At 43.7% G+C, this 22,020-nt stretch carries 20 protein-coding genes, 3 tRNA genes and 1 pseudogene; 7 read left to right on the plus strand and 17 right to left on the minus strand.

The window, feature by feature from the left end; translation table 11 throughout:
• Positions 1 to 24: 24 nt before the first annotated feature.
• From F973_RS13255 to tpiA, 9 genes are all read right to left on the minus strand, one after another.
• The gene (locus tag F973_RS13255) at positions 25 to 426 is read right to left on the minus strand and encodes a ribosome-binding factor A (RefSeq protein WP_004680697.1); all 402 of its coding nucleotides are present in this window, start codon (positions 424 to 426) and stop codon (positions 25 to 27) included.
• Complete coding sequence (infB, locus tag F973_RS13260; RefSeq protein ID WP_004762280.1) at positions 426 to 3,140, minus strand: translation initiation factor IF-2; 2,715 nt, start codon at positions 3,138 to 3,140, stop codon at positions 426 to 428. The genes F973_RS13255 and infB overlap by 1 nt, the downstream gene beginning before the upstream one ends.
• A gap of 10 nt (positions 3,141 to 3,150) precedes the next feature.
• Positions 3,151 to 4,635, minus strand: a complete 1,485-nt coding sequence (gene nusA, locus F973_RS13265; RefSeq protein ID WP_004674409.1) for a transcription termination factor NusA — start codon at positions 4,633 to 4,635, stop codon at positions 3,151 to 3,153.
• Between the two features lie 37 nt (positions 4,636 to 4,672).
• Positions 4,673 to 5,197 (minus strand): ribosome maturation factor RimP, encoded by a 525-nt coding sequence (gene rimP, locus F973_RS13270; RefSeq protein WP_004762281.1) that lies wholly within the window; start codon positions 5,195 to 5,197, stop codon positions 4,673 to 4,675.
• Between the two features lie 203 nt (positions 5,198 to 5,400).
• Positions 5,401 to 5,477 (minus strand) — tRNA-Met (locus F973_RS13275).
• Between the two features lie 88 nt (positions 5,478 to 5,565).
• Positions 5,566 to 5,642 (minus strand) — tRNA-Met (locus F973_RS13280).
• 41 nt (positions 5,643 to 5,683) lie between these two features.
• Positions 5,684 to 5,768: transfer RNA gene (locus F973_RS13285), tRNA-Leu, on the minus strand.
• A gap of 57 nt (positions 5,769 to 5,825) precedes the next feature.
• Positions 5,826 to 6,155 (minus strand): preprotein translocase subunit SecG, encoded by a 330-nt coding sequence (gene secG / locus F973_RS13290; RefSeq protein ID WP_004680701.1) that lies wholly within the window; start codon positions 6,153 to 6,155, stop codon positions 5,826 to 5,828.
• Positions 6,156 to 6,167: 12 nt separating this feature from the next.
• On the minus strand, positions 6,168 to 6,959 hold the full coding sequence (gene tpiA, locus F973_RS13295) for a triose-phosphate isomerase (protein ID WP_004756291.1): 792 nt from the start codon (positions 6,957 to 6,959) through the stop codon (positions 6,168 to 6,170).
• A gap of 362 nt (positions 6,960 to 7,321) precedes the next feature.
• Here tpiA and pilB point away from each other — a divergent pair, with 362 nt between their 5' ends.
• From pilB to coaE, 4 genes are read left to right on the plus strand one after another with little or no spacing between them, the layout of a single operon-like run.
• Entirely contained in the window at positions 7,322 to 9,034 is a 1,713-nt protein-coding gene (gene pilB, locus F973_RS13300) for a type IV-A pilus assembly ATPase PilB (RefSeq protein WP_004762283.1), read from the plus strand.
• 23 nt (positions 9,035 to 9,057) lie between these two features.
• Positions 9,058 to 10,284: a type II secretion system F family protein gene (locus F973_RS13305; RefSeq protein WP_004762284.1), complete on the plus strand. Its 1,227-nt coding sequence runs from the start codon at positions 9,058 to 9,060 to the stop codon at positions 10,282 to 10,284.
• Complete coding sequence (locus F973_RS15570; protein ID WP_004762285.1) at positions 10,284 to 11,144, plus strand: prepilin peptidase; 861 nt, start codon at positions 10,284 to 10,286, stop codon at positions 11,142 to 11,144. The genes F973_RS13305 and F973_RS15570 overlap by 1 nt, the downstream gene beginning before the upstream one ends.
• 1 nt (position 11,145) lies before the next feature.
• Complete coding sequence (coaE, locus tag F973_RS13315; protein ID WP_004762286.1) at positions 11,146 to 11,751, plus strand: dephospho-CoA kinase; 606 nt, start codon at positions 11,146 to 11,148, stop codon at positions 11,749 to 11,751.
• Here coaE and F973_RS13320 read toward each other — a convergent pair.
• The 3 genes from F973_RS13320 to F973_RS13330 form a co-directional block, all read right to left on the minus strand.
• Positions 11,748 to 12,659 (minus strand): DMT family transporter, encoded by a 912-nt coding sequence (locus tag F973_RS13320; protein WP_004762287.1) that lies wholly within the window; start codon positions 12,657 to 12,659, stop codon positions 11,748 to 11,750. The two genes, coaE and F973_RS13320, sit on opposite strands and share 4 nt — an antisense overlap.
• A 30-nt stretch (positions 12,660 to 12,689) precedes the next feature.
• A complete protein-coding gene (gene rlmB, locus F973_RS13325) occupies positions 12,690 to 13,439 on the minus strand; it encodes a 23S rRNA (guanosine(2251)-2'-O)-methyltransferase RlmB (RefSeq protein WP_004762289.1) in 750 nt (249 codons plus the stop codon).
• A 119-nt stretch (positions 13,440 to 13,558) separates the two neighbouring features.
• On the minus strand, positions 13,559 to 13,885 hold the full coding sequence (locus F973_RS13330) for a pyrimidine/purine nucleoside phosphorylase (protein WP_004680708.1): 327 nt from the start codon (positions 13,883 to 13,885) through the stop codon (positions 13,559 to 13,561).
• Between the two features lie 229 nt (positions 13,886 to 14,114).
• Between F973_RS13330 and recN the strand changes: the two genes are divergently transcribed.
• The 3 genes from recN to ruvX all read left to right on the plus strand — a co-directional run bounded on the left by recN (position 14,115) and on the right by ruvX (position 16,901).
• Positions 14,115 to 15,776, plus strand: coding sequence for a DNA repair protein RecN (recN, locus tag F973_RS13335; protein WP_004762291.1), 1,662 nt, complete (start codon positions 14,115 to 14,117; stop codon positions 15,774 to 15,776).
• Between the two features lie 134 nt (positions 15,777 to 15,910).
• A complete protein-coding gene (locus tag F973_RS13340; protein ID WP_004674393.1) occupies positions 15,911 to 16,465 on the plus strand; it encodes a YqgE/AlgH family protein in 555 nt (184 codons plus the stop codon).
• Positions 16,458 to 16,901, plus strand: a complete 444-nt coding sequence (gene ruvX / locus F973_RS13345; protein WP_004674392.1) for a Holliday junction resolvase RuvX — start codon at positions 16,458 to 16,460, stop codon at positions 16,899 to 16,901. The genes F973_RS13340 and ruvX overlap by 8 nt, the downstream gene beginning before the upstream one ends.
• Here the strand turns inward: ruvX and F973_RS14865 are convergent.
• The 5 genes and pseudogenes from F973_RS14865 to lpxO form a co-directional block, all read right to left on the minus strand.
• Positions 16,902 to 17,054, minus strand: a pseudogene (locus F973_RS14865) (fusaric acid resistance protein); the annotation flags it as partial.
• A 121-nt stretch (positions 17,055 to 17,175) separates the two neighbouring features.
• Positions 17,176 to 17,763 carry a CDP-diacylglycerol--glycerol-3-phosphate 3-phosphatidyltransferase gene (gene pgsA, locus F973_RS13350; RefSeq protein WP_004674390.1) on the minus strand — a complete coding sequence of 196 codons (588 nt, stop codon included), beginning with the start codon at positions 17,761 to 17,763 and terminating at the stop codon, positions 17,176 to 17,178.
• 105 nt (positions 17,764 to 17,868) lie between these two features.
• On the minus strand, positions 17,869 to 18,666 hold the full coding sequence (locus tag F973_RS13355) for a thioesterase family protein (RefSeq protein ID WP_004674389.1): 798 nt from the start codon (positions 18,664 to 18,666) through the stop codon (positions 17,869 to 17,871).
• A gap of 104 nt (positions 18,667 to 18,770) precedes the next feature.
• Complete coding sequence (gene uvrC / locus F973_RS13360) at positions 18,771 to 20,570, minus strand: excinuclease ABC subunit UvrC (protein ID WP_034432778.1); 1,800 nt, start codon at positions 20,568 to 20,570, stop codon at positions 18,771 to 18,773.
• A 327-nt stretch (positions 20,571 to 20,897) separates the two neighbouring features.
• Entirely contained in the window at positions 20,898 to 21,812 is a 915-nt protein-coding gene (gene lpxO / locus F973_RS13365) for a lipid A hydroxylase LpxO (RefSeq protein WP_004762296.1), read from the minus strand.
• Positions 21,813 to 22,020: the final 208 nt, after the last annotated feature.

Here is a 22,020-nt window from a genome sequence, read left to right on the forward strand (position 1 = left end):
CCGAAGGTGGCTTTCTTTTAGAACTTATTCTTTATCGTCTTGCCCTTGTTGAGGCAGATCTTTCACAGCTTCCGCGATCAGACCAAACATATAGTTGCCATAAGCATTGGTTTTATCGTAATGGAAACGCAATCTTGGCGTAATACGTGTCTTGATACGACGGCTCAACTCATGACGCAAAAAACCAGAAGCTTTATTCAATACATCCAAAGTTTCTTTATTTGCGACTTCACTTTGCTCATCACCAAGTTCACGTCCCATCACAGTGACATAAACTTCAGCATAGCCCATGTCTGCACTGACTTTCACCGCAGAGATGGTCACCAGACCACCTAAGCGAGGATCTTTAAGCTCTTGACGGATCAGCTCAGACAACTCACGTTGTACTGAATCCGCCATGCGCTTTAAGCGTTGGCTACCCGCCATTAAAGACTCCGTTTGATCAATTGAACATCATAGACTTCGATCTTGTCTTTAACTTTGATGTCTTTATAGCCTTTGACTGCAAGTCCACATTCCATACCAGCACGAACTTCTTCAACCACTTCTTTATAACGACGAAGAGATTCAAGTTCACCTTGGAATACCACCACGTCATCACGTAATACGCGAATCGGTTTATTACGGTGCAATACACCTTCAAGCACCATACAGCCAGCTGCTGCACCAAACTTACTTGAATGGAACACTTCACGTACTTCTGCAACACCCAGAATTGTTTCACGGTGTTCAGGTGCAAGCTTACCACTCATTGCAGCTTTTACATCATCAATTAAATGATAGATCACGCTGTAATAACGAATATCGATGCCATCCTGATCAGATTTTTGACGGGCCGTATTGTCTGCACGCACGTTGAAACCTAACAACACTGCTTCTGAAGATTCAGCTAGCGTTACATCTGACTCAGTGATTGCACCAACACCTGAACCAATGATACGGACTTTCACTTCATCAGTAGAAAGTTCATCAAGTGCAACATGTAATGCTTCTAAAGTACCGCGCACATCAGTTTTGAGTACAACATTCACATAAGGAACATCTTTTTTACCCATAGACGCCATGATGTTTTCAAGACGCATTGCACTTGCACGCTCTAAACGCTTATGACGTTCACGGTCTGAACGAGCATCAGCAACTTCACGCGCTTTCTTCTCGTCATTCACGACAAGTACTTCATCGCCCGCCATTGGTGCATCAGGTAAACCTAAGATTTCAACTGGAATCGAAGGGCCTGCTGACGTAATACGCTTACCGTTTTCATCAACCATCGCACGTACACGACCATAAGAGGAACCAGCAAGAACCAGATCACCAATATTCAAGGTACCATTTTGTACAAGAATTGACGTTACTGCACCGCGACCTTTGTCAACACGCGCTTCAATCACCACACCTTGTGCTGCACCTTCTGCTGAAGCTTTAAGCTCCATCAGTTCAGACTGAATCAAGATCAAGTCAAGTAGTTCATCAATTCCCGCACCAGAGTGTGCCGAAACTTTTGCAATCGGAACATCACCGCCCCACTCCTCAGGCACAATACCTTTAGTGGTCAATTCATTTAATACACGATCTGGATCCGCTGATTCTTTATCCATCTTGTTGATGGCAACAATAATCGGTGTACCTGCTGCACGCGCATGGTCAATTGCTTCAGCAGTTTGTGGCATCACACCATCATCAGCCGCAACCACGAGAACCACGATATCAGTCGCTTTTGCACCACGTGCACGCATTGATGTAAACGCCGCGTGTCCTGGTGTGTCGAGGAAAGTAATAATGCCTTTCTCAGTTTCAACGTGATATGCACCGATATGCTGGGTAATACCACCCGCTTCACCCGCTGCCACCTTAGAGCGACGGATACGGTCCAGTAACGATGTTTTACCATGGTCAACGTGACCCATGATCGTTACCACTGGTGGACGAGTAGTTTGCTCACCACGCGCCTCTTCAGCCGCAACCAGCAAGTTATCTTCTGCCTGCGTATCAGAAACAAGAACAGGGTTATGCCCTAGTTCCTCAACCACAAGAACTGCTGTATCCTGTTCAATGGCCTGGTTCTGGGTCACAAGCTCACCCATCTTCATCAGGGTCTTGATGACTTCACGAACCTTAACCGCCATTTTTTGTGCAAGATCGGCAACGATGATCTTCTCACCAATCTCTACATCATAAATCTGTTTCTTAACAGGCTTTTCAAAACCATGTTTGTTTGACTGGCTGGTTTTCAAGCCACGCTTATGATGGCTCTTGCTAAAGCTCTGCTCCGCCTGGGCATCGCCACCCCGACCACCTTTCTTGCTTGCACGTGGATTTGCAGTTGCACCGCCACGCTTGATTTCACGGTCTTCCTTGTTGAAAGAATCTTCATACGCCTGACCAACAAGTCCAGCGGCTAAAGGTGAATCATCAATCACACGAATGGTTGTGGTTGCATCATCATTTGAATATTTCGAAGCCATCTGGCGCATTTGCTCCAGCGTACGCTTCTGCGCCTCTTCTGCAGCTTTACGACGTACAGCTTCTTCAGTCGCCTTTAACTTGGCTGCTTCTGCTTCACGGGCTTTTTTCTGTTCAGGTGTTTCTGTTGGCTTAACAACAGGTGCTTTAATCACCTTGTCACTACCCCGTTTTTTCACCACAACTGCGGTTTTTGCAGGAGCTTGTGAAGCACTTTCAGAAGTATGTGCTGCACGCATGGCTTCCAAAGTCGCATTGGTTTTTTGTTCACCATGAATACGAGCTTTGCTATCCGCTTCTTCACGCCCTTTTTGCTCAGCACGGGCTTTCGCCTCAGCTTCAGCACGTGCTTTGGCTTCCGCAGCGATCTGCTCTGGATTTGGCTTGGCAAAAACCTGCTTTTTACGCACCTCAACATTGATACTTTTTGCTTTACCCGAAGTGCTGGTGACTTTGGCTGTGTGGGTAGTTGTACGTTTCAACGCAATTTTTCCTGTGTTACCACCGCCCTGACCATGTACTTTTTTCAGGTGATTAACCAAAGTATCCTGCTGTTCAGTGGTAATAATGTCATCTGCTTTACGCTGTGGTAGACCTGCATCGCGAACCTGTTCCAGGAGTTTCTCTACAGGACGTTCTACGCTGAGCGCTAACTCTTGAATCGACTTGTCCGTCATCTATTATCTCCTAGTTAAACCATGATTCACGTGCTTTCATGATTAATTGACCTGCCTTGTCATGGCCCAAGCCTTCGATATCTGAAATATCATCAGTCGCTTGGTCCGCCAAGTCATCAATCGTAACCACACCACGCGCCGCCAATGCATAGGCAATCTCGGTGGTCATACCATCCATACCGAGAAGTTCCGCACTTGGCTCTTGAATATTTTCCTGCTGTTTTAACGCATCGGTTAAAGCAGCCTCTTTTGCACGGCTTTGCAGCAATTCGACCAAATCAGCCTCAAGCTCGATTTCATCAAATGTCTCAGCTGGCACATAGGCAATTTCTTCCAGAGCAGTGAAGCCCATTTCGACCAAAGCCATAGCCAAATCTTCTTCAATATCGAGACGGGACATAAACATATCCAGATATTGCTGTGCCTCATTTTGCTGACGAGCACGATACTCTTCTTCCAGCATCATGTCGAGTTTATAACCCGTTAATTCCGATGCCAAACGAACATTTTGCCCCTGCGAACCAATGGCACGCGCCAACTGGTCATTGGTGGCGAAAATGATATCCGCACTGTGTGCATCTTCATCAAGGACGATTCCAGATACATCAGCTGGTTCCAATGCGCTTGCGATATATTGCGCTGGGTCATCAGACCACACCACAACATCAATACGCTCACCATTCAACTCCTGCTGTACCGCCTGGATACGTGTACCACGCATCCCAATACAAGCACCCACAGGGTCAATACGATGGTCATTGGTTTTCACTGCAATTTTAGCACGAACACCTGGCTGACGCGCTGCCGCCTTAATTTCAATGATTTCTTCAGAAATTTCTGGAATTTCTTTCTTCATCAGGGCAATCAGCATTTCAGGACGTGCACGTGACAATAATAATTGCGCACCACGACCTTCACGGTTGACGCTATACAAAATGGCATTAATACGTTGTTTAGGACGTAAAATCTCTTTATGAATGGTTTCTTCACGTGCCAAATACGCTTCAGCATTGTCACCAAGGTCAATGATAAAGCCATCTTTGGTTTGCTTTTTCACTTCACCATAAATCAGCTCGCCCACTTTCGACTCATAAGCATCTGCAACCAATGCACGCTCTGCCTCACGAATCTTTTGCACAATCACCTGCTTGGCAATTTGCGCTGCAATACGACCGAATTCAATCGATTCAACTTCCAGCTCACGCACATCGCCAATTGACCACTTCGATGGGTCTACATCAGAGATGGCATCCTGACATGCAGGCATTTCATGATCTTCATCCGCAACGACAGTCCATTGACGGAACGTGCGGTAATCGCCTGTTTTACGATCAATCTCAACTCGAAGCTGAGCTTCTTCCGAGTGTGTGCCGTCGTAAAACTTTTTCTTCGTTGCCGCAACCAGCGCTTGCTCTAGGGCTTGGAAGATTGCTTCACGACTAACACCTTTTTCATTACTAACCGTTTCTACAACGGTAAGAATTTCACGGCCCATAAGTCACCTACCGATTTCTTATACAATTAAGTTAATATTAGTCTTGATAGATTAAGTTTGCTTTATCAATATTATTACTATCGATTTCAAGCATATGCTTAGCATCCACTTCAACCTGGATCATTTCATTTTCCAGATCAACGGAAAGCAGTTTTGCCTGAAATTTACGACGGTTCTCAACGGCAGCAATGAGTCGTAAAGCGACCTGGTGCCCAATATACCCAGACATTTGTGACAACTGAAAGAATGGACGGTCCCAACCTGGTGAGGATACTTCTAGGCCATACTCACCTGAAATTGGATCATGAACATCAAGCATTGCACCAACCTGTTGCGTCACGCGAACACAGTCTTCAACACCAATGCCACGCCCTTGTTCAACCTCACCCTCTTCATTCAGGACAGGTTCAGCACTCTCATCAATCGGTTTATCAATAAAAATGCGTAATAAAGAACGTTTACCTTGTGGCAGGAACTCAATCCCCCATAAATCTACACCACAGGCAGCCACAGCTGGTGCGATAAGATCATATAATGCTTGAGATTTATTTGATAATTTCATTTACTCTCGTTGCTCTCATGCGAGCCAATCAATCCCGTATAGTGAAGCATGATGTTCTTGATCACGCCATACGACTCATATCGACACTACACGACAGCCAAACAACCAATAAAAAAGGGCGTAAATCGCCCCTATTTTACACAGAAAAGCATTGCCCACTGTGCAAAAAGGCCCACCTTACTGTGAGCCTCCTTTAAGAAACTTGGTAGCGGGAGCTGGATTTGAACCAACGACCTTCGGGTTATGAGCCCGACGAGCTACCAGACTGCTCCATCCCGCATCAACGTGCAAAAAGTATATACAAATATAAAAAAAAGTCAATTGAAGTTTTCTTTACATTTGCCTGATTAAGTTGCACCTTAATCAAATGGTAGCGGGAGCTGGATTTGAACCAACGACCTTCGGGTTATGAGCCCGACGAGCTACCAGACTGCTCCATCCCGCATCAACAATCACTGCAACACCAAACTTACTGGTTATTAAGCTTGGTGCGGAAGGGGGGACTTGAACCCCCACGCCCGAAAGCACTACCACCTCAAGGTAGCGTGTCTACCAATTCCACCACCACCGCAGCTTTCTGGGACGCATTCTATTCCTTTAAATCCCAAAAGGAAAGGATTAATTCGACTTATTCTGTCGTTTTCGGTGCATTTGATGAAGTTTCAGGCGATGTTGTAGGAACAGACGTTGAACTTTGCACAGTTTTTAAACTATAAGCATCTATGGTCTGTTTTTTCGCAAAAACCGCCAGGGTTAAACTGGTGACGAAAAACAATGCGGTAAAGATAGTAGTTAAACGGGTCAGGAAATTTCCCGCCCCAGATGCACCAAATACTGTTGCCGCACCACCGCCACCGAATGACGCGCCTGCTTCCGCACCCTTACCTTGTTGTACCAAAACCAATGCAATAATCAAGATTGCTAAAATGATATGTACAACGAGTATAAAACTATACATTTCTATTCCCCGTTACTTATTTTGTGCAAATGCTTTTGCAATTTGGTAAAAAGATTGTGCGTTGAGTGATGCACCACCCACCAAGGCACCATTAATATCTGGACATGCCGCCAATTCAGCCGCATTTTCAGGCTTAACACTGCCACCATATAAGATCGCCATTTGCGCACCTACAGGTGTAATTTGCTTTAGCCCCTCACGGATTTTTGCATGCATGGTTTGGGCATCTGCTGGTGACGCAGTTTTTCCCGTACCAATCGCCCAGATCGGCTCATAAGCAACCACAATATTTTGCCACTGTTCAGGCTTCACCACTGAGGCGATATCACAGATTTGTTGCAATACCACTTGCTCAGCCAGTCCCTGCTCACGCTGCTCAAGGCTTTCACCCACACAGTAAATCACATTGAGACCAGCATTCAACGCATTATACAATTTTGACTGAAGTGTTTCGACACCATCACCAAATAATTCACGACGCTCGGAATGGCCAACCAAAACAAAATCAATTTGGCTATCCTTGAGCAATTCTGCACTCACTTCACCTGTATACGCACCCGTTCCCGCTACACGCGATACATCCTGAGCCACCGTGTAAATTGTCCGAACCGCATCCTTGAGCTGTGCCTGAATACTTGTAAGCGCAATTGCAATCGGTGCCATACCAATATGGCATTGCTCAGGCAAAATATTGTCCTGTTGTAATAGCCGTTTAAATTCTTCTATTAATTGAAGAGCGTCAGCATGCATTGGATTCATTTTCCAATTGCCAACAACCCAAGGGGTAATGGTCGGACTCGACATACTTTGGTCTACTGCTAATTTGTAAAAAATGCTGCATATTTTACACGGATTTTTATAAAATTCAGTTTTTTTATCTGGTTTAACCTGATAACCACTGTACAGTTGTTTGTAAAAATTAATGTTATAAGGGAATAGCATTCTATTTATTTGAAAGTAGGTCATTTCCTGACGGATTTTATTATTTCCATTTTTAGGTAATTATCTTGGTTTTAGAAAATTAATTTGTAAAAAATTCGATCAGTTCAACGTTTTAGATATGAATCAAGTCAAAAACGACACTTTCTCCAGTAGTATTTTTACGCAACAAAAGTATAATTTTGTAAGATAGCTATTATAAACATTTATTGTCACAAGGCGGACAGATGTCAGGATTACATACGTCTCCAAAATTTTCAGGGTTCATTCGGCGTTTAGTCGAAGAGGGGCATTTGTCTGCATCAAACATGCAGAATGCCATTGATGCGGCAAAAAAGGCCCAACAGGATATTGTGGCTCATTTGATCGAACAACATCGTCTTTCTCCACTTACCATTGCAGAAAGTATTTCTCATGAATTCGATGAGCCTCTTTTTGACCTTGCTGTATATGATACAGCCTTATTACCCAAAGATTTAACAGACAACAAGCTGATACAAAAACATCGTGTTGTTCCGTTAATACAACGTGGACAAATTTTGTATGTTGCTACGAGCAATCCAACCAATATTGATTCATTAGATGCCATTCGCTTTAACACCAAGCTTAATATTGAACCGATTATTGTTGAACATAACAAGCTTGAGAAACTGATTGAACAACAGTTTGGTGACAGTGGTAGCTTTGATTTCGGTGATAGTGAAGATTTTGACCTAGATGTGGATGTCGTGACAGACACACCTAAAGATGATGATGAACCTGCCCAAGGAGAGGAGTCTCCGATTGTAAAATATATCAATAAATTATTGATTGATGCGATTCGGATGGGTGCATCAGACTTACATTTTGAACCGTATGAAAAAATGTATCGAGTACGATACCGCGTGGATGGTGTATTACGCCAGATTGCTACCCCACCTTTACAAATGGCGAATCGACTTGCCTCTCGTTTAAAAGTTATGTCCCAAATGGATATTTCTGAAAAACGAATGCCTCAAGATGGTCGTATTAAACTTAAATTGTCAAAAACCAAAGCGATTGATTTCCGTGTCAACTCTTTACCCACGCTATTTGGGGAAAAATTAGTACTTCGTATTTTGGATCCATCAAGTGCTATGCTCGGCATTGAAGCATTAGGCTATGAAGATAACCAGAAAGCATTATTCATGGAAGCACTTGAAAAGCCTCAAGGAATGCTACTGATTACAGGTCCAACAGGTTCTGGTAAAACCGTATCTCTATATACTGGTCTAAACATTTTAAACACTGAAGATACCAATATTTCAACAGCAGAAGACCCTGTGGAAATTAACTTGGAAGGGATTAATCAGGTCAACGTGAATCCAAAGACAGGATTGACTTTCTCTGCTGCATTAAAGGCTTTCTTACGTCAAGACCCTGATGTAATTATGGTCGGTGAGATTCGTGATCTTGAAACTGCTGAAATCGCAATTAAAGCAGCGCAAACAGGTCATATGGTGATGTCAACACTGCATACCAACAGTGCGCCAGAAACTTTAACCCGTTTACGCAACATGGGTGTACCTTCGTTTAATATCGCAACATCAGTTAATCTTGTTATCGCGCAACGCTTGGCACGTCGCTTATGTTCACAATGTAAAGCACCCGTAGATGTACCTAAACAAAGTCTTTTAGAGCTAGGTTTTACTGAACAAGACTTGGCCAATCCAGATTTACAGATATTTCAACCTGTAGGCTGTAGTGAATGCAGGGAAGGCTACAAGGGCCGTGTCGGTATTTATGAAGTCATGAAAGTGACGCCAGAAATATCCAGAATTATTATGGAAGATGGTAATGCCCTGGAAATTGCAGCAGCCTCGGAAAAAGCGGGATTCAACAATTTACGACGTTCGGGTTTGAAAAAAGTGATACAGGGGATTACTTCCCTACAGGAAGTCAACCGAGTCACCAGTGAATAAAATCAATAAAAAGGATTACAATCATGGCAGCTAAAAAAGCGCAAATGATGCCTACTTTTGCTTATGACGGAGTAGACCGTAAAGGGGCAAAAATTAAAGGGGAATTACCAGCTCGCAACATGGCTTTAGCTAAAGTCACTTTACGAAAACAAGGCGTGACCATCAAGAATATTCGGGAAAAACGTAAAAACATTCTCGAAGGATTAATGAAAAAGAAAGTCACCACACTAGATATCACCATCTTTACCCGCCAATTAGCGACTATGATGAAAGCTGGTGTGCCATTAGTGCAAGGTTTTGAAATCGTTGCCGAAGGCCTGGAAAATCCTGCCATGCGCGAAGTAGTGTTGGGGATTAAGGGTGAAGTAGAAGGGGGGAATACTTTTGCAGGCGCCCTGAAAAAATATCCTCAGTATTTTGACAACCTCTTTTGTTCCTTAGTTGAATCTGGTGAACAATCAGGTGCCCTTGAAACCATGCTGGATCGTGTAGCGATATATAAAGAAAAAAGTGAACTGCTTAAACAAAAAATTAAAAAAGCCATGAAATATCCAGCCACAGTCATTGTGGTTGCAGTGGTCGTAACCATTATTCTAATGGTCAAAGTGGTTCCTGTTTTCCAGGATCTGTTTAGTTCCTTTGGTGCAGACCTGCCTGCTTTTACCCAAATGGTCGTGAATATGTCCAAGTGGATGCAGGAATACTGGTTTATTCTTATCATCGTGATTGGCGCAATTATTACCGCTTTTCTTGAGGCAAAGAAACGTAGCAAGAAGTTTCGTGACCTTTTAGATAAAATGGCACTCAAGGCACCAATTTTTGGTGATTTAGTATATAAAGCCATTATTGCCCGCTATAGTCGTACCCTAGCCACCACCTTTGCAGCAGGTGTCCCTCTTATAGATGCACTTGAATCAACTGCTGGTGCAACCAATAATGTGATCTATGAAGAAGCAGTGATGAAAATCCGTGAAGATGTCGCCACAGGCCAGCAATTACAATTTGCGATGCGGGTATCCAATCGCTTCCCATCTATGGCGATTCAAATGGTCGCGATTGGTGAAGAGTCAGGGGCCTTGGATAGTATGCTAGACAAAGTGGCGACCCACTATGAAAATGAAGTGGATAATGCGGTCGATGGCTTAACCTCAATGATGGAACCATTGATTATGGCTATTTTAGGCGTACTTGTTGGTGGTCTTGTCATTGCCATGTATCTGCCAATCTTCCAAATGGGTTCTGTGGTCTAATGCAACAATCACTCTCTTATTTTATCGAGAACCCAACTGCACTGTACCTAGCAGTTGGGCTTTTGAGTCTATGTATTGGTAGTTTTCTCAACGTTGTCATTTTTCGTACGCCAAAAATGATGGAGCAAGAATGGCATCAGGAATGCCAAATGCTGCTTCATCCAGAGCAACCACTTATTGATCAAAGTAAGTTAACATTAAGCCAACCTGCCTCAACCTGTCCTCAATGTAAATCCCCTATTCGCTGGTATCAGAATATACCGATCATCAGTTGGATCATTCTTCGTGGCAAATGTGGTTCTTGCCAGAATCCAATTAGTATTCGCTATCCATTAATTGAACTTCTCACCATGGTTTGTTCATTAATCGTTGTAGCAGTATTTGGTGCAACCATTCAGATGCTCTTTGGTTTAGTCCTCACATGGGCATTGATCACACTCACTTTTATTGATTTCGATACACAATTGCTGCCAGACCGCTTTACGCTTCCTTTGGCAGCACTAGGCTTAGGAATTAACAGTTTTGCAATTTATACAACTGCCACGTCAGCGATTTGGGGTTATTTGATTGGTTTCCTCTGTCTATGGGTGGTTTACTATCTTTTTAAATTGGTGACTGGTAAAGAAGGCATGGGATATGGTGACTTTAAGTTGCTTGCCGCTCTAGGTGCCTGGATGGGGCCTATGATGCTGCCGCTTGTTGTGCTGCTTTCCTCAGTCGTGGGTGCCATTATCGGTATTATTCTCATGAAAATACGTGGTGAAAATCAGCCCTTTGCCTTTGGTCCCTATATCGCCATTGCAGGCTGGATCGCATTTTTATGGGGTGATCAAATTATGAAAGTCTATTTAGGTGGTTAATATGCGTTTTATCTTGGGCATTACAGGCGGGATTGGCAGTGGTAAGTCAGCCGCCACGCAATGGTTTGAATCCCAAGGTATTCGCGTCATTGATGCTGATGTTGTTGCGAGGGAAATTGTTGAACCAGGCCAGCCAACGTTACAGAAAATTCAACAGCTATTTGGCGACTGGGTGTTACTGGAAGATGGTCATCTAGACCGCCGCGCATTACGTGAACATATTTTTCAGTTCCCAGAGGCTCGTCACAGTTTAGAACAAATCACCCACCCTGCTATTCGCCAATCCATTATCCAGCAGTTACAGCAGACAGAAAGCCCTTACGTGATTCTGGTTTCACCCCTGCTCTTTGAAACCAACCAGCATGAACTGGTTCAACACACTCTGTTGATTGATGCAGATGAACAAACCCAGTTACAACGTGCCAGCCAGCGTGATGGGCAAACTGAAGAACAAATACGAAAGATTATTGCAGCTCAAATGCCCCGTACTCAAAAACAACAGCTCGCCAATGATGTTGTACTCAACGATGGACTACTTGAACATCTGCACAAACAACTCAAACCATTGCACCTAAATTATTTACAGCGGGCTGAGCAGATCGGCTAATCCTGTTTCTGTTGAGACAACTGGGCCGTTAATGCATCTTTACGGAACCAGCGCCATGGTTGTAAAGCGCCAATACCCATACCCACTAATCCACACATAATCGCTGGACTCAAAGGTTCATTTAACAGAGGTACAGCAATGATAGCAGCAATAAATGGCGCCAAGGTCACAATGCTTCCCGTTTTAAATGCACCCAAACGTTCAATTGCGGCAACATAGGTCAGGGTTGCAATAATCACCACCAAAACACCATGAAATACACCCTGTACCAGCAAATGGACAGGCTCTGCTTCCTGAAAATGTTTAGGAATAAACAGGATATAGATCGGTAAATAAATCAGTGCTGACCAAATGGCCACACTTGCCATCGAATGCCAGGCTGATAATTTCCATTGTTTTAACAATACAGTGAAGATGCCCCACCAAACCGCACTCAGAAAAAAGAGAATATCGCCAAGGCCAAAAGCAGAAGCCTGCTCATGCAACATCAGGTAGCTCATCAATGCCAGAGCACTCAACATAATGCTGAGACTGAGCCAGGTATGTTTATCAAAAGGCTGTTTAAACAATAAATAAGCAGCTACGGCAGTACACAGTGGAATACAACCATTGAGAAAAATTGCGGCATGCGCTGCTGGTGCATGTAAAAAAGCAGTATAAACCGTTAGACAGTAAGCTAAACCACCTGTTAAGGCTAAAATGACTGGACGTGGATGCCATAAGAAAGCTAAATCTTTTTTATACACCAGCACAGGCATGAGAATGATAAAAGCAATCGCAAAACGCATTGCCACCAAGTCCCAGGCACTGACATGCCAGTGCAGATTTAAACGGGAGAGAATGGTAAAACCGCCCCAGATGCACATGGTGATACAAACGAACAGATAGCCTTGCGTGCGAGCAGTCATTTTTAATTACATTGACGATAATTGTGTGAATTATACAGCATTACGCTGTCGGCATGCCTCATAAAGTGCCATCCCTGTCGCCACACTGACGTTTAAACTTTGTAAATCACCAGACATAGGGATATAAACGGTTTGGTCACATTGCGACTGGGTTATAGGCCTTAATCCTGTATCTTCCGCCCCCATCACAATCACCACTGGACCGTTAAAATCACACTGTTGAATAGGCAATGCCTTTTCGTCCAGCATAGTGCCAATCACACGGCTATGTGTTGTTTCTTTGAGATGCGCCAATGTTCGAGCCAAATTGGTGACCTGAATAAACTTCACTTTCTCAGCACCACCTGCGGCAACCTTACGTGCTGTCGGGGTTAAGCTTGCTGAACGGTCACGCGGTACAATCACGGCTTGCACCCCCATTGCAGCAGCAGTACGAATACAAGCCCCTAGATTATGCGGATCAGTGACTTGATCCAATGCCAACAATAAAGCATCAGGTGATTGCTGCATTAACTGATCCAAATCTTTTTCATTTAAAGTTGGATGTGGTCGAACTGCAGCAACTACACCTTGGTGAAATGGCAGACCTGCCAGTTTTTCGAGACTGTCTCGGCTGGCTTTCTGTACACTAATCCCAAAAGGTTCAGCCAACTGCAAAATCTTTTGTAGACGCTGATCATCACGCCCTTTCAGGGTGAATAAGGTCAAAACTCGTTCAGGCTCCAGCTCCAGCAATGACTCCACTGAATGAACGCCATAATAATATTCAGGTTTTGCCATGAACGACCTCTTTAAGAAAGCGGAATATAAAAGGAGATTTCATAAAAATAAAAATCCTGCAAAATGACTTTTACAGGATTTCCATTAAATCTAGTGTACCCGATTTAGACGCGAATAGGTTAGCCTTCTAAATGGCAAACGTAATCAAGGACTTCATCCGTCTCAATGTCAAACTTGCTATTGCCTGGCACATAGAAAGACTGCCCCGCACGGAACAATTCACTTTCAGTGCTGTCGGCGATTTTAACCCGACATTCACCCGAAATGATCTCCATACGCTCTGGCACATGGGTCGCAAAGGTTAAAGGCTGCTCAGTGGGTAGAATCACACCTAAAGTCTTTTTTGTACCGTCTTCAAACTGTACTGTATGACTGATACATGCCCCACCAAAATACACATTCGATTTTTTGATGACCGTTACATGATCAAACTGCACTGAACTCATGCGTACTCTCCAAATAATGCCGCATTTATATTAGATTATGCTGGACGTAGTTTAATTGTGCCATCGCAACTAATCAATCCATTTCCTTATGCAAAACTAGCAATTTTTATTCCCATATTTAGTCCCTGTTGATTTTATTTTTTTAATATTGCCAAGCGTAATTCACTCTTGTCGCTAGGATAAAACTTCTTTATCTTTAAGCAAAATATTCTGTGCATTGGATGCATTTATGCTCACCCATTTAACTTTAATTAATTTTGCACTTGCCGACCATCTGGCACTGGACATTGAACAGGGTTTCAATGTGCTGACTGGTGAAACTGGCGCCGGCAAATCATTATTGTTAGATGCACTCTCCGCATGTCTGGGGGAACGTACCGACACCAATTATGTACGCTATGGGGCGGATAAGGCCGATGTGACCGCTGTCTTTAGCTATAAACCCGATAGTGTAGAGGCTAAATGGCTGGCTGAGCATGAACTGGATGATGATTCAGGTGAAATTCATTTAAGACGTGTGATTTTTGCCACTGGACGCAGCAAGGCGTGGATTAATGGTCGTCCAGGTAGCTTGGCTGAACTGAAAGAAATTGGGCGTTTGTTGGTCCAGCTCTATAGCCAGCATAGCCAACAGCAGTTACTTGAACCGCCCTATCCAAAACACTGGCTCGACCGTTATAGCAACTTTGCCGCTCCTGCTGATGCAGTACGTGAAGCCTATGCGACATGGCAAACAAATATCCGACAACATCAAGCCGCCTTAGATGCACAGACCACCCGAATTCAAAGACTACACACTCTGGAATCACAGATAGAAGAACTGGAAGATGTGATTCAAACCGATTATCGAGAGATTGAACAGGAATTTGACCGTCTTAGTCACCATGAACACATTATGCAGGACTGTGCTTATAGCCTGAATGTGCTGGATGAAGCTGAGCAAAACATCACGCAGGAAATCGCTTCCATTATTCGTCGTTTAGAGTCGCATGCGGGTCGCAGTGAACAGCTTTCCAGTATCTACAATTCACTGTTAAATGCACAAAGTGAGATTGATGACGCCACCTCCAGCCTACGTCAGTTTATTGACCGTCAAAGCTTTGATCCTGAGCGCATGGAACAGCTCAATGCAACACTGGAAGTTTTTCACCGCCTTGCACGTAAATACCGTACCCAGCCTGAACTGCTGAAACAGGAATATGAAATCTGGCAACAAGAGCTAGAGCAACTGCATCAACTGGAAGATCCTGAAACTCTGGCGGAACAGGTTGAAGTTTCCTATCAGGAGTTTATGCAACAGGCACAGCATCTGGATGAAATCCGTCGTAAAGCTGCCATTCCATTGGCAAAACAGTTGACTGAGCAAGTCAAACCACTGGCATTACCAGAAGCATATTTTGAGTTTAAGTTTGAACCCCTGGAAGCAGCCAATGCCGAGGGTCTAAGCTTTATTCAACTCTTATTCACGGCCAACAAGGGTATTCCACCACAACCGCTGGCCCGTGTTGCATCAGGCGGTGAACTGTCACGTATCGCCCTGGTGATGCAGGTCATGAATGCTGAAAAAACCGAATCTGAGGTGTTGGTATTTGACGAAATCGATGTGGGGATCAGTGGCGGCACAGCTGAAGTGGTGGGGCGTTTATTGGCTGACTTGGCGCAGCATGTACAATTACTTTGTATCACCCATCAGGCTCAGGTTGCAGCACAATCTGACCAGCATTTGCTGGTGAAGAAACAACAGACCGACCCCGCCAGTAGCACCATCATTGAACTGGATGAAGAACAGCGTATTCTGGAGCTTGCCCGCATGTCTGGTGGTGTTGAAATTAGCGAAACCACCTTGCAGCACGCCAGACAGTTGCGTCAGCTCAAATTCCAGTCAGCCTAGTTTATGCAACAAAATATCAGAAAATGATTGGCGAAATCCAATCAACTCTTGTATGTTGATAAAAACAACCTATTATTTAATCCCCCTAAATCCCCTTTTTAAAGTGGGACTTGTTTTGATGGAGAACCGCCTAGGTGACGAAACAATATTTAACTCACCGTTGTCTTATCGCTCCACCAGACATGGCAGATGACTTCTTTGCAAACACAGTCATTTATGTTGCTCGTCATGATGAGGATGGTGCTCAGGGCATCGTGATTAATCGCCCATCAAACCTACAGATCAGGGAACTCCTCAACGATTTGGAGATCGATGCAGACAACGTACAGCCACATGCGGTTTTGCAGGGTGGCCCTTTACGTCCTGAAGCTGGCTTTGTGCTGCATACGGGCCAACCGACTTGGCACTCGTCGATTGCGGTTGGCGAGAATGTCTGTATCACCACCAGCAAGGATATTCTGGATGCGATTGCGCATAACGAGGGTGTTGGGCGTTACCAGATTGCATTAGGCTATGCGAGCTGGGGCAAACACCAGCTTGAGGAAGAAATTGCACGGGGTGACTGGCTGATCTGTGAATCTGACATGGACCTGATTTTCAACCTGCCTTATAACGATCGCTGGGATGCTGCCTATAAAAAAATTGGGGTAGACCGTACCTGGTTTGCGTCTGAAATTGGTCATGCCTGATATGCAAGCGTCCCAATCCATCATGGCTTTTGATTTTGGCACCCAGAAAATGGGGATGGCAATTGGTCAATCCACTATTGAAAGTGCCACTCCCCTGCCATTATTTGCCATGAAAGATGGTATTCCTGACTGGAATCAGTTGTTAAAACTGGTCAGGGAATGGCAACCCAACCTGTTTCTGGTTGGCTTACCATTGAATATGGATGATAGTGAATCTGAACTGTCAGCACGTGCGCGTAAGTTTGCACGGCGTTTACGCCATCAGACCAATATTGAAACATGGATGGTAGATGAACGCCTGACCACCCGTGAAGCAAGGGAAGAACTTGAGTTTTACCAGAACAAGGGGCAGGCTAAACGTTTGTCAGCAGATAGTTTTGCTGCTGCACTGCTGATTCAAAGCTGGTATCGTGATCCTGCTGGGATTACGCCTTGATCATTTCTCAATAATTCTAACCGTTGCTGTTCGTCCTGAAACAAAGGCCAACGGATTCTGTGGTTGCTCATCCAGCATAATTTTAACAGGCACACGCTGGGCCAAACGTACCCAGCTAAAGGTTGGATTCACATTCGCCAATAAATTAGAGCTATAGTCAAATCATTATAAAACCAATACAACTCAGTCTATGAATTATTTCGAGTTTTTTTCGAATCCTGTATGAATAATAAAGTAGTTTGACTATAATTTATATGGCAATACAGAAAAATAGTTACGGTTGTTTCAGATAGGGCCATGCTGCTTTCATATAAATAAACATCGACCACAACGTCAAAATCACCGCCGCATAAAGCAAGGCATAGGCCCACATTTCCAGTGGTTTCCAGTTGAGCAGAAACACACTAATCGCAATCATTTGAAATGCTGTTTTGTACTTTCCTACCGTAGAAACTGCCACACTGGTACGTGCACCCAATTCAGCCATCCATTCACGCAATGCTGAAACAGTAATTTCACGGGAAATAATCACAATCGCCGCAAAAGCCATTGAAATGGTCGGTTGCCATTGCACCAGTACAATCAATGCCGCCGCAACCATCAGCTTATCAGCAACAGGATCTAGGAAACGCCCGAAAGCAGAAGTCTGATTCAAAGTTCGAGCTAAATACCCATCGAACCAATCTGTCACTGCCGCAAGAACAAAGATTGCGGTCAATATCAGATGTCGCATCATTCCCCCATGATGCTCAGCAATCCCAATGGCAGGCGGCCAATAGGCAATTGCCAAAAATACAGGAATGAGGGCGATACGCGCCAAAGTTAAAATATTAGGAATGTTCAGGATTCGCCCTGTGCTCATAAACACCGCCATGTTGTTCGCATCAAATATGCATGTCGCACAAAGGATGTGCCGAGATTGTATCCATGTGTAAGCAACTTTATACGAAATGCACGGCAGTGTCGACTAGGCAAAAACGGCAACTGTTTGTCGAAGTACCGCAATCAGTCGATTTTCATCATCCCAAAGATAAGCATACTCGGTTGAATAACCATGTTCAGCATATTCAGTCACTACTTTGTATTTGAACCAATCCTGTACTTGATGAGCAATCGGCTGCAAATAGGTAATTTGCCAAGTTAATGAGCTTGCAGGTGCAGGGGTTTTAAACATGGGCAACACACCCGGTGGCCACACATCCATCAATCCAAATAGATCGGCTAGTTTCATTTCGCGATTTGGATGCAACTGAGGAATAAAACGACACCATCCACCAAAGTCAGGCACTTTGCTGCCAGCCATTGGATAATACCCTTCAGCCCAACATAGTTCAAACTGTTGAAAACATTGTGGCATTAAGCCTTCAATATAAGCTGTTTTTTCCAACTGTGCTGGCAGTGGATAATCAGGAACTTGCGGTAGATTTTGCACATGAATCCGAGATTCACGCTGCGAACCAAAACTTGCTATTAAAATACTTTGTACAGTATCTGCTTGCCATAACCGCACTTCTAAGGTTGTAACCGATTTACCCTCTCGCAACACTTCCGCCGTGAGTTTAGCCTGCCCTTCTTGCACAGGACCAACAAAGGTCACATTACAACTCAATAACTGCTTTGTTGTATCATGAACCACACTCTGTGCCTTTTGGATTAATAATCCTGCAACTAAACCGCCAAATACGGTGCGACCTTGTAACCATCCTGAGGGAATGTCAATCCACTCTTGATGTTCAACCTGTTGATACAGCGGAAGCAATGACATTATCTTTCCTTAATTGTCAAACCATCTTATCTTTAAATGTTTTTACCTGTTTGTGAATGATCATTGACGCATCAGTCATTGAGAGATTGAGCCAATCGGTCAAATTATTCATGCAGAATTTTATAAATTGTCCCTGCCATCACTTCTCCTAGGCCTGGCACCAGCATCAACTCTTTTTCCGAGGCTTTTAAAACACCTTGTATACCACCAAAATGAGTGAGTAGATCACGACGGCGTTTTGGCCCTAGCCCAGGAATAGCTTCCAAAACTGAACTACTACGGCGTTTATCACGCTTAGCTCGATGTTTGGTAATGGCGAAACGATGCGCTTCATCTCGAACCTGCTGGATCAGGTGAAGTGCCTTATGGTCTTCTGCTAGCTGAATCTTGGTGCCATCGGTAAAATGCAGCGTTTCTAATCCCGGTTTACGCCCCTCACCCTTGGACACGCCGATCATAAAGGCATCGAGCTGGAGTTCCAGCATCACCTCCATGGCCATATGCAGTTGCCCCTTACCGCCATCAATCAGGAGCAGATCAGGCAACATATTCTTTTTATAGCGACGGATCAGTGCCTGACGCATCGCCGCATAATCATCCCCGCCCGTAATATCCTGAATCGCAAACTGGCGATAATCGCGCTTTCTCGCACCGCCCTGATCAAACACCACACAAGAAGCAATCGGTGCTTCACCCATAGTATGACTGATATCAAAGCATTCAATTCGGTCAATGGGACGACCAACCACTTGTTCAAGTTGATGAAAACGCTCGTTCAATTCCAAATGGCTGCTGAGTTTGCCTTTAATCGCATGCTGCACATTCATTTGTGCCAGCTCTTGCCATTCTGCCCGCGTTTCACGCACTTTATACTTAATCTGCACCTTTTTATTAAAGGTTTGCTGCAAGGCCTCTTCAAGCTGTATTCGGTCAGGTACATCGACATTCACAATCAACTCAGTTGGCACCTCATCCGCCACCTGAAAATAGAAGTTGGCCATAAAATCAGTAAGCATCTGGCCCAGGTCATCTCCCAACATATCAGGAAAATAACTTTTTCCGCCCAGCATACGCCCATTCCGCACATACATGATCTGGACGCAGGTTACGCCTGCCTGATGGGCAATCGCCAAAATATCGGCCTCACCCTTGATCTTAAATACCGCCTGCTGTGCCTGAACCTCACGTAGCAAGGCCAAACGGTCCCGATAGAACACCGCTTTTTCAAATTCCAGTGCTTCGGCGGCCTGTTCCATTTTCCCAATCAGTTCCTGATTCAGCTCCCTGGTATCACCCTGTAGAAAACGGATCGAATTATCCACATCTTCCTTATAGTCCTGAGGGCTAATCAAACCGACACAAGGCGCTGTACAACGTTTAATCTGATACTGTAAACAAGGACGTTTACGTTGTGAAAAATAACTATTTTCACATTGGCGCACATTAAATAATTTTTGTAATACAAGTAGCGTATCTCTAGCGCTATAAGCACTGGGATAAGGCCCAAAAAACTTGCCGACCTGATGCTTGCCCTTGCCACGGCCACTGGCAATGCGGGGATAGGGCTTGTCTGCCGAGACAAAGATATAGACATAGGACTTATCATCGCGCAACATAATATTGTATGGTGGACGATGTAATTTAATCAGATTTTGTTCAAGTAACAATGCTTCTGTTTCAGAACGAACAACTAAACTTTCGATGTCATAAATTCGCGCAACTAGAGCCTGTGTCTTGGGATGGTCAATGGTTTTAACAAAATAGCTGGATACACGATTCTTTAAGTTTTTGGCTTTTCCGACATACAGTAATTCTCCATCTTTGCCGAGCATTTTATAAACACCAGGCAATTGAGTCATATGAGTCAGGATTTTTTCAATATGTTCACGCGCGTTTGGATTCACAGCAGACTTCATCATTAGTAATGTTTTGATGATGTAGCCTGAGTAGATGAATTTCAAGTCTGGTCAACTGAAATCCATCTTTCCAACACCGCTGGCAAGTATCCAATTAGAAAGCCTTATTCAGCAGCTTATCCACACTCTTAAATGCAGACCCATTAAAGAAATCACAGGCTAGTTCATTTACATGTGACAGATTTTGGGTTGGATAAGATTCAATATAATCTTGAGTACTCAACTGAACTTGTTTTTGCCAATATTAATAAACAAATAAATAACTAAATCATCGTTATAAAAAAACGCCCTTTCGGGCGTTGATCTCATTCAGACTTAAAATACATAAGGTCGAATAAAAATTAAGAAAAATAGCCCTAACATGATGAACCATTTCAGGAAATAGTAAAGCTGACGATTTTTAGCCTTTAACGCTTTGGCCTTGATACGAATTTGATAAACATAACCAAAGACTTTATTTAAGCCACCTGTTTGATCGCCTGCCTCATTAGGTGAACTAGCTGCGGTCATGACACTTTTTCCAAACCAGTGGTTAAACTTTTGCATAAAACGGGTTTTTAATGGACGTTCCACATCAGCGAAAAAGATAATACGATTCTGGTCAGTGGTATTTTCCGCATAGTGAATATAGGTTTCATCGAACACCACACTTTCACCATCACGCCATGAATAACGCTCCCCATCAACATCAATAAAACAGCGATCATCATTTGGTGTAATCAAACCTAAATGGTAACGCAATGAACCCGCATAAGGATCACGATGGCGAACTAAACGGCTATCTGGTGCCAACTCAGTAAACATTGCCGCCTTAATGCTAGGTAATGTCTTTAATAAAGCGGTTGTTTTCGGGCAGAGTTCAGCAGCAGATGGATGTGCCGAGTCATACCATTTCAGGTAAAAACGTTTCCAGCCTGTTTTAAAGAAAGAATTAAAACCCAAGTCATCATAACTACTTGAAGCTTTAATCCCACCTTTGTCATATAAAGCCTTGGCCTCATCACGAATCATTTCCCAGTGTTCATCAAGAATCTTTAAATCCTTAAAATACTGGGTATCGATATACGGCTGGTTTGGCACTCTGGAAAAGAGGTACATTAAAAAATTAATGGGTGCGAGAATGGTTGAATGGTCAAAAAACTGACGATAAAACGAATGTTTCACTTTACCACGGCGCTGAATATAAAGCGCAGAAATGATAAATATCGCTAATATGATCCACTTAATCATAACTTACTCTACCTGCCCAAATGAAAACCCAATGTCAATTTGATCGCAAACTTTCCAAATCGCACATAAAAAATAAGCCGACTATTTTACCAAATTTAAGTACTTAAACACCAATTTTCCTTACTTAAATCGAACAAAAACGATATTTATCCTCTATCCAAACCCATCTTTGAATAAAGTGGAATACACTGTTATCCCATTTTTATGG

Origin of the sequence: Acinetobacter sp. CIP 102129, assembly GCF_000368305.1 — a bacterium.
Taxonomy (GTDB): Bacteria; Pseudomonadota; Gammaproteobacteria; order Pseudomonadales; family Moraxellaceae; genus Acinetobacter; species Acinetobacter parvus.

Coding starts and splice junctions, on each gene's coding strand:
- tpiA (WP_004756291.1), bottom strand. CDS start 6,959: ATGTCGAGTCCGACCATTACCCCTTGGGTTGTTGGCAATTGGAAAATG.
- coaE (WP_004762286.1), top strand. CDS start 11,146: ATGCGTTTTATCTTGGGCATTACAGGCGGGATTGGCAGTGGTAAGTCA.
- F973_RS13355 (WP_004674389.1), bottom strand. CDS start 18,666: ATGTCATTGCTTCCGCTGTATCAACAGGTTGAACATCAAGAGTGGATT.
- pilB (WP_004762283.1), top strand. CDS start 7,322: ATGTCAGGATTACATACGTCTCCAAAATTTTCAGGGTTCATTCGGCGT.
- F973_RS15570 (WP_004762285.1), top strand. CDS start 10,284: ATGCAACAATCACTCTCTTATTTTATCGAGAACCCAACTGCACTGTAC.
- nusA (WP_004674409.1), bottom strand. CDS start 4,635: ATGGGCCGTGAAATTCTTACCGTTGTAGAAACGGTTAGTAATGAAAAA.
- rlmB (WP_004762289.1), bottom strand. CDS start 13,439: ATGGCAAAACCTGAATATTATTATGGCGTTCATTCAGTGGAGTCATTG.
- pgsA (WP_004674390.1), bottom strand. CDS start 17,763: ATGAGCACAGGGCGAATCCTGAACATTCCTAATATTTTAACTTTGGCG.
- lpxO (WP_004762296.1), bottom strand. CDS start 21,812: ATGATTAAGTGGATCATATTAGCGATATTTATCATTTCTGCGCTTTAT.
- F973_RS13320 (WP_004762287.1), bottom strand. CDS start 12,659: ATGACTGCTCGCACGCAAGGCTATCTGTTCGTTTGTATCACCATGTGC.
- recN (WP_004762291.1), top strand. CDS start 14,115: ATGCTCACCCATTTAACTTTAATTAATTTTGCACTTGCCGACCATCTG.
- F973_RS13305 (WP_004762284.1), top strand. CDS start 9,058: ATGGCAGCTAAAAAAGCGCAAATGATGCCTACTTTTGCTTATGACGGA.
- F973_RS13330 (WP_004680708.1), bottom strand. CDS start 13,885: ATGAGTTCAGTGCAGTTTGATCATGTAACGGTCATCAAAAAATCGAAT.
- infB (WP_004762280.1), bottom strand. CDS start 3,140: ATGACGGACAAGTCGATTCAAGAGTTAGCGCTCAGCGTAGAACGTCCT.
- F973_RS13255 (WP_004680697.1), bottom strand. CDS start 426: ATGGCGGGTAGCCAACGCTTAAAGCGCATGGCGGATTCAGTACAACGT.
- ruvX (WP_004674392.1), top strand. CDS start 16,458: ATGCCTGATATGCAAGCGTCCCAATCCATCATGGCTTTTGATTTTGGC.
- secG (WP_004680701.1), bottom strand. CDS start 6,155: ATGTATAGTTTTATACTCGTTGTACATATCATTTTAGCAATCTTGATT.
- rimP (WP_004762281.1), bottom strand. CDS start 5,197: ATGAAATTATCAAATAAATCTCAAGCATTATATGATCTTATCGCACCA.